This is a genomic window from Candidatus Amarolinea dominans, from assembly GCF_016704685.1.
In the GTDB taxonomy this organism is placed as follows: domain Bacteria; phylum Chloroflexota; class Anaerolineae; order SSC4; family Amarolineaceae; genus Amarolinea; species Amarolinea dominans.
Map to the genome: position 1 here is coordinate 1 of NZ_JADIZS010000055.1, position 6,304 is coordinate 6,304.

Annotated in this window: 10 protein-coding genes; all 10 read left to right on the forward strand. The window is 62.8% G+C overall.

The window, feature by feature from the left end:
- On the forward strand, window positions 1–187 hold a 187-nt coding region (locus IPF85_RS23355), incomplete at its 5' end, for a hypothetical protein (RefSeq protein ID WP_343410452.1).
- A gap of 138 nt (window positions 188–325) precedes the next feature.
- Entirely contained in the window at window positions 326–874 is a 549-nt protein-coding gene (locus tag IPF85_RS23360; protein ID WP_343410453.1) for a DUF433 domain-containing protein, read from the forward strand.
- The gene (locus IPF85_RS23365; RefSeq protein ID WP_343410454.1) at window positions 867–1,229 is read left to right on the forward strand and encodes a DUF5615 family PIN-like protein; all 363 of its coding nucleotides are present in this window, start codon (window positions 867–869) and stop codon (window positions 1,227–1,229) included. Before IPF85_RS23360 ends, IPF85_RS23365 begins: the two co-directional genes overlap by 8 nt.
- A 274-nt stretch (window positions 1,230–1,503) precedes the next feature.
- A complete protein-coding gene (gene csx15, locus IPF85_RS23370) occupies window positions 1,504–1,800 on the forward strand; it encodes a CRISPR-associated protein Csx15 (protein WP_343410455.1) in 297 nt (98 codons plus the stop codon).
- Window positions 1,797–2,456 carry a DUF3800 domain-containing protein gene (locus IPF85_RS23375; RefSeq protein WP_343410456.1) on the forward strand — a complete coding sequence of 220 codons (660 nt, stop codon included), beginning with the start codon at window positions 1,797–1,799 and terminating at the stop codon, window positions 2,454–2,456. The genes csx15 and IPF85_RS23375 overlap by 4 nt, the downstream gene beginning before the upstream one ends.
- 240 nt (window positions 2,457–2,696) lie before the next feature.
- On the forward strand, window positions 2,697–3,092 hold the full coding sequence (locus IPF85_RS23380) for a hypothetical protein (protein ID WP_343410457.1): 396 nt from the start codon (window positions 2,697–2,699) through the stop codon (window positions 3,090–3,092).
- Window positions 3,093–3,157: 65 nt separating this feature from the next.
- A complete protein-coding gene (locus tag IPF85_RS23385) occupies window positions 3,158–3,646 on the forward strand; it encodes a hypothetical protein (RefSeq protein WP_343410458.1) in 489 nt (162 codons plus the stop codon).
- Between the two features lie 2 nt (window positions 3,647–3,648).
- A complete protein-coding gene (cas6, locus tag IPF85_RS23390; RefSeq protein WP_343410459.1) occupies window positions 3,649–3,975 on the forward strand; it encodes a CRISPR system precrRNA processing endoribonuclease RAMP protein Cas6 in 327 nt (108 codons plus the stop codon).
- Window positions 3,976–4,246: 271 nt separating this feature from the next.
- Window positions 4,247–5,887 carry a zinc ribbon domain-containing protein gene (locus IPF85_RS23395; protein WP_343410460.1) on the forward strand — a complete coding sequence of 547 codons (1,641 nt, stop codon included), beginning with the start codon at window positions 4,247–4,249 and terminating at the stop codon, window positions 5,885–5,887.
- Between the two features lie 8 nt (window positions 5,888–5,895).
- Window positions 5,896–6,304, forward strand: a 409-nt coding sequence (locus tag IPF85_RS23400) for a hypothetical protein (RefSeq protein ID WP_343410461.1), incomplete at its 3' end; no start/stop codon positions are given.

Below are 6,304 nucleotides of genomic sequence, written 5' to 3' on the forward strand. Positions count from 1 at the left end.
GGCGTCGGTCTATCTGGGAGCAGCAGAGCGGACTGCCAATCTCGGTGACCCGGCGACGACGGAAGGTTTGCGCCCACGCTTTGCGCAGCTTGTTCGCGATGCGGCGGATCTCGGTTGGGGTCTGCACGATGAGCTGATCAATATCTACCTGAGCTACCTGCCGCCAGACGACGACGAGCTAATATAAAATCGGGCGACCTGCAATCGCCCGGTCCCCCCATTCTGAGATGCGCCCCTTGCAGATACGTCTTGACAACCCAGTCCGCGGAGACTATACTTATCTAAGTTAGATAACTTAGATAAGATACGCCTCAGGAGAAGCCGTATGACCATCATTCTCAATTCCAGCCAGGTACAGCAGAACTTCGGTCAGGCCGTGGATCGGGCCATGATGGCCGATGATGTGATCGTGGAACGCTATGGCACCCCGCGCGTGGCGATTGTCGAGTACACACGCTATCAGAAGTTGATCGAGGCTGAACGCCAACGCGCACGCACCCCGGCCACCCCGGCCACCCCGGCCACCCCGGCAATGGAAGCAGCCGCAGATTCATCCGACCTGGCTGAATACCGGCATATCACCCGTGTGCCGGGAGTCTGCGGCGGTCGGCCGATCATTCAAGGTACCCGCACACCGGTCAAGGCGATCGTTGGCTATCACAAGCTGGGACTCAGCGCGGATGACATCCTGACCGGCCTGCCGCACCTGACGCCAGCCCAGGTCTACGAGGCGCTCAGCTTTTACCATGACCACCAGGCGGAGATCGAACAGGAGATCGCAGAGGATCAACTGGTCCCTCTCAGTCAGCAGTATGGCCTGCAGGTCGCGGCGGACGGTCGCGTTCTGAGCGTTGGGCAGGCGCAGGATGCCTGAGGAGCCAACGCTGTTTGCACGCCTGTACCTTGATGAAGATGTACACAAGGGTGTGGCTGCGGCTTTGCGGCTGCGGTATTTCGATGCGGTGAGCGTGCATGAAACCGGGGCGTGGGGTCTGACCGATGCTGAACAACTGGCGTTGGCGGCCGATCAACAGAGCGCCCTTTTCACCTTCAATACGGTTGATTTTCTCCTGCTGCACCGGGCCTGGCTGGCGACCGGCCGCATCCACTGGGGGATCATCGTTTGCGAGCAGTTACCGCCGGGCGAGACGATCCGCCGCCTGCTACACCTGCTGAACCGCGTGACGGCGGACGAAATGCGCAACCAGGTTTACTGGCTACCGGGGTAACTGCTCAGGCGGCCCCCTGCCCCCAATGGGAAAAGATCGCTCCCCCAGGATTGGGGGCACCCCGGCTATCGAGATCATTCTCACTGCCTGGCTGAGCAGTTACGAAAAATGACGACAATCACGTGCCTACGCCATCCTGGGCACGCCTCAAGGCCCAGCTTCGACGCCTGGACAAGGACGCACCAACCATGACACTATTACTCAACTTCTCCCACCCCTCACCCCGGCCCAGCTCGCCCAAATCGAGGCGCTGACCGGCGCGGCCGTCGAGCGGGTGATTGCGGCGCCGGCGCAGTTCGATACAGAGCAGCCGTTCGTTCCCCAGGTGCAGGCCATGTTGGCCCAGACGCCGTTGACCTCCGAGGCCTGGCAGACGACGCCGCTGCTGATTGTGCTGCCCGCGCTGAACTTCATCACCGCGGTGCTGCTGGCCGAGCTGCACGGCCGCATGGGCTATTTTCCGGCCATCGTGCGCCTGCGGCCGGTGGCGGGCAGCACACCGCCCCGCTTCGAGGTGGCGGAGATCATCAATTTGCAGGAGGTGCGTGAAGGGGCGCGGAGACGGCGTTGAGGAGCAGAGACCAGACGCGAAATCAACCCTATCGTTATGCCCTGGGAGACGAAGCAGGTGATGCAGGCTTCAGATTCGAGCGAGGCTCAACCACCTTCTTTGTGTACTCGATTCTGCTGGTGGATGATCTTCAGTCGCTACGGGATTATGTGGACGAGATGCGAATCAAGCTGGGAATGACTAATCTGGCTGAGTTCAGATTTCACAACTCATCGAACACCCACCGCCGAGCCTTTCTTGACGGACTACAGTTTCTTAATTTCGAAGTCAGAGCCCTGGCAGTCAATAAGAGCAAATTGCCTTCGCAATTTCATGGTGTGGGCAAATTAGGCTTCTTTGCTTTTGTTCTCAATGACCTGATCCAACGCATCTCAGCAGATGAGTTGAGTCAGACGAATCTGATTCTGGATCAGTTCAACGGCGCCGAAGAGACTGTCCGATTGCTCAGAAAACTATTAAGGTTCAGCGGCCAACCAGGTAGATTCGCGCGAATCGCAACTAAGCGTTCGCGAAGTGAGAATGCACTCCAGGTGGCTGACATGGTAGCGGGCGCTATGTTGCGGAGCCTCAGGACGGGAGATCGCAGCTGGTATGGACCGATCTGGGAGAGAGTGTTATTGTGGGAGTACGGACAAAACAAAAACCCGCCCCGCTAGCCTGATGCTTGTTCAGGCAGGCCGCCATCCGGCGACTCTTTGCGGGACGGGAAAAACCGGTTGCCCGGTTTGTTTGCAGCGCTAATATAGCACAGAAGTGGTAGTATGTCAATGGTTACCCGTGCGGAAATGCGCCGTGCATTTGGAACTAAATGGAACAAGACAGCGACGTCTGTCGTTTTCGGCAAGTCGTGTCAATTCGTGGGTAGCTACAATCACTTGATTTGAATGGAGGGATTTATGCCAGCGTGGCCTGAACTTACCAGTGGGGTCATCATCAACCTTGTCACCGAGGTCATCGTTGTCGTTGTCGGTGTCTTCATAGCCCAGTCTCTGCGACGCGTCTGGGACGAATGGCGCTACGGCCGATGGTGTGCCACCGTTCGGCGCAACGGTGAGGACGTCGTGCAGCGTGCGGTGTCGGCCGGCAAAGCCAAGGAAGTGCTTGCAGAGGCAGCAGAACTATCTGTCTTCTTGAAGGGCCTGGTTAGCCCGTATGATACGCTTCATTGCGACATCATCGAGGTTGCCAAGCAACCCGGGTTGCTCCTGATTGATCGCAAGGAGCGCCGATTCGTCATTGATCTCGACAAGAACCCTCCAAAGTCGAAGGTGGGTGTGCCGGCGACACTGTAGTGGCGGTGAAAATCGCTTAGGTTTTTCGTAGGCTGCTTTCGCGTATGCACCAAAAGGAAAACTATATGCTGATTGCTATCATTCTCAAACTAACCACGGATCGCAACCTCGCCCTGCCGCCGCACCTGGGGCGGGCGAATTATGCGGCGACGCTGCGCCGGCTGGAGGAGGTGACGCCAGGGCTGGGGGATGTGGCGCACGCCGGCGAAGGTCCCAAGCCGCTGACCTGTTCGTCGCTGCTCGGCCATCTGCCGCGCGGAGGACAGTCGCTGATCCGCGCCGGCGAAGAGGTGCAGGTGCGCATCACCGGGCTGGAGGCGCGCATCAGCCAGGCGCTGGCCTGCGGTCTGCTGGAGCAGCCGCCCGCAACCTGGGAACTGGACGGCGAGGTCTTCCAGGTGACGGGGGTGGTGTGCGACGAACGCCAGCACAGCTGGACCGGGCAAGCCACTTACCAGGAACTGCTCAGCACCTATGTGCATAGGGCGGACGAGGCGTCGGCCCAGGTGCAGCTGGAGTTCGGCAGCCCGACGGCCTTTTCGTCAAGGGGCTGACCATGCCGGCGCCGCTGCCCTACCTGGTCTTTGGCAGCCTGGTGGATCGCTGGAACGCCTACAGCCCGATCCCGCTGGCGTCCGACTGCGCCAGTTCGTGGAAGAAAACGTCGCGCTCAGCCGCTTCGATCTGCACACGGCCGGTGCAGACCAAGAACAGCGGTCTTTACATCGGCGCGGAAGGCATGGCCCAGTACACGGCCGTGCGCAGGGATCGCTACTGGCTGGTGGCGCTCAATGTGCTGGCCGATTTTGCCCTCTTCAGCGGCGTGGGCACGCAAACCACCATCGGCATGGGTCAGGCGCGGCGCCGCTGGCCTGAATCGTAACCACCGCATTCCTGCTCACTGCGCGCGCCAGCTTGGACAGGATTGACAGGATGAACAGGATTTTTGCCCCGTGGTGGGCATAATAATCGGCACAGAGAGCCAAATCTCCTGTCAATCCAGTCCTGTCCGACTCCCTGGCAGCCTGAGCAGCCACACCCCCGCGCTAATCATTCCCCGTGCCAACGCACAACCAAATCGTCAGACGGGGGAAACCAGGGGATCAAAGAACTGGTTTTTTTCTTTCATCCTTTGTCTCTGAAAGGAGTTCCTGATGCGATCTTGCTCTGCCTGTCAGTATGAAAATCCGGATGATGCCCTCTTTTGCGCCAAATGCCAGACCGCGCTGAACGCGTCGCCGTCCGCGCCGTCAGGGGGCGGCGTTCACGTGGGCGGCGACGCGGGCGTGGTGCGCGTGCATGACGAATCGCAGACCGTGAACAACATCACGATCAGCATTGCGCCGCAAAAGCTGGCCGATCTGATGCGCGTCAGCGGGCAGGAGGCGGGCGCAGCCGATGAGACTGAACGCCTGGCGCTGAGCGGCGGCGCACTGGCGGCCGAAACCAGGCTTGCTCTGAGCGAGTTCGAGGTGGGCGCGGATGAGCAGGAGATGGTGCTGCGGGTGTTCGCGGCGCCGCCCGGCCTGGACGCAGCCCGCGCGGCGCTGAGCCGGCGCCTGCTGGTGCTGACAGCCGCGCCGGGCAGCGGCTGTTACACCGCCGCGCTGGCGCTGGCCCTGCAGTTGCGCGATCAACAGGCCCGGCATGGCCCCGCGCCGCGCATCTACGCGCTCGCCCTGGTGGAAATCGGCGCGCCGCCGCCGGGCCAGGTGCTGGAGCGCCATGTCACCTGGGCGGCCGGGGATGAGACCTGGCAGCAGTTGACCGCGGGCCTGCGGGAGCGGGTGGAATGGCTGGCGCAGCGCTTGCGCCTGCCGCGGCGCGCCAAATTCGCCCAGTTCTATGCAAGCAGCCTGGCCGAGCAGTGCCGGCCGGACGATGTGGAGGCGAACTGGCGCCTGGCCGAGCGCCTGGCCGCGACCGCGCTCGATGTGCGCGCCGAGGCGCGCAGCCTGTTCAAAGGGCTGACCGATGATCGCCTGCGCTGGCTGGCCGTCACCCTCTGCCTGTTTCACGACGCCCGCCTGACCGATTTCTGGCGGCTGTACGACTGCTCGCGCATGGCCGGGCGCTGCAGGAAAACCGCCGACCGCCGCCGGCGGCAGACAGCCGCCGCAACCGCCGGCGCCGCGCCGGCGCCTCTGCCCAGCCTGTTTGCCGACAACGATGCGGACCTGCTGCTGGCCGTGCATGGCGAGGTGGTGACGGTGGAGGAGCGCCTGGAAACGGGCGTGGCGCAGGTGCGCCGCGTGCGTTTCGAGGACGCCGAGCTGCAGAGCGCCATGTGGGCTTTGCGGGAAAACCATCACGCCCTGTTGCTGGGCCTGGCGCCGCTGCTGGAGACGCTGGTCAAGGAGGGCAATCTGGAGGTGGCATCGCGGCGGCGCGCGCTTGGTGCGATCGGCACGCTGGACTTTGGCCGCCTGCTGCAGCCGCTGCTCGAACGCTGGCGTGACAGCGATGCCGTTCGTGCGCGCGACGGTGGGCTATACCCTGGATGCCGTGCTGGCGGAAGGGGGCGAGCGCTGAGGCGCTGCCATTGCTGCACACCTGGGTGGAGACGCGGCCCGCGGCGGCGATCGTTGGAAGCGGCAATGGACTGTGGCGGCTGCGCTCAAAATTATCGGCCAGCAGCGCATTGCCCTGGCGCTGGCGGAGATGAAGCGCCTGGGCCTGGCCTTTCACCTGGTCAACGACCGCCAGGCGGTGGGCCAGGTGCTGCCAACCTTCCAGCTTTACGCTGGTGGTGCTCAGCCTGCCGGGGGCATGTGCGGCCGGTGTTGCGTTACTGACCGCGTGGATGCATGAGCCGCAACTGCCCAGCACGCTGCGCCTGACCGCGGCGCTGGTCTGGGCGCAGGTGATGGACGTTTGCAATGACCTGGCGCAAGCCGAACGCCAGCCTGCCACGGGCGGCCCGTATCATGAGATGGTGCGCCTGGCGCTGGCGGGCGAGAGAGCAGGTCTGTTGGTGGACAGCGTGACGCAGGCGTTTTTGGGCTGGTGCGACATCTGGCAGCAGGATCAACGGCAATACCGCGTGGTGCTCGACATCCTGCAGATGTGGGCGGAGGATGCGGCCGGCAGTACACCGGCGCGTGCGGCCGTCCAGCAGTTGATCGCGCAGGTCTGGCGACGCCTGGCGCAGGGGTCAATCCACGACGCGCCGCGTTTTTTCGAGGCTGGCCTGAGGCGCTGGCGCGCCGATC

Bases quoted from the DNA above. Each gene is read 5' to 3' on its own strand.
- cas6 (WP_343410459.1), top strand. From the start codon at position 3,649: ATGCCGGCGCCGCTGCCCTACCTGGTCTTTGGCAGCCTGGTGGATCGC.
- IPF85_RS23365 (WP_343410454.1), top strand. From the start codon at position 867: ATGCCTGAGGAGCCAACGCTGTTTGCACGCCTGTACCTTGATGAAGAT.
- IPF85_RS23385 (WP_343410458.1), top strand. From the start codon at position 3,158: ATGCTGATTGCTATCATTCTCAAACTAACCACGGATCGCAACCTCGCC.
- IPF85_RS23360 (WP_343410453.1), top strand. From the start codon at position 326: ATGACCATCATTCTCAATTCCAGCCAGGTACAGCAGAACTTCGGTCAG.
- IPF85_RS23380 (WP_343410457.1), top strand. From the start codon at position 2,697: ATGCCAGCGTGGCCTGAACTTACCAGTGGGGTCATCATCAACCTTGTC.
- IPF85_RS23395 (WP_343410460.1), top strand. From the start codon at position 4,247: ATGCGATCTTGCTCTGCCTGTCAGTATGAAAATCCGGATGATGCCCTC.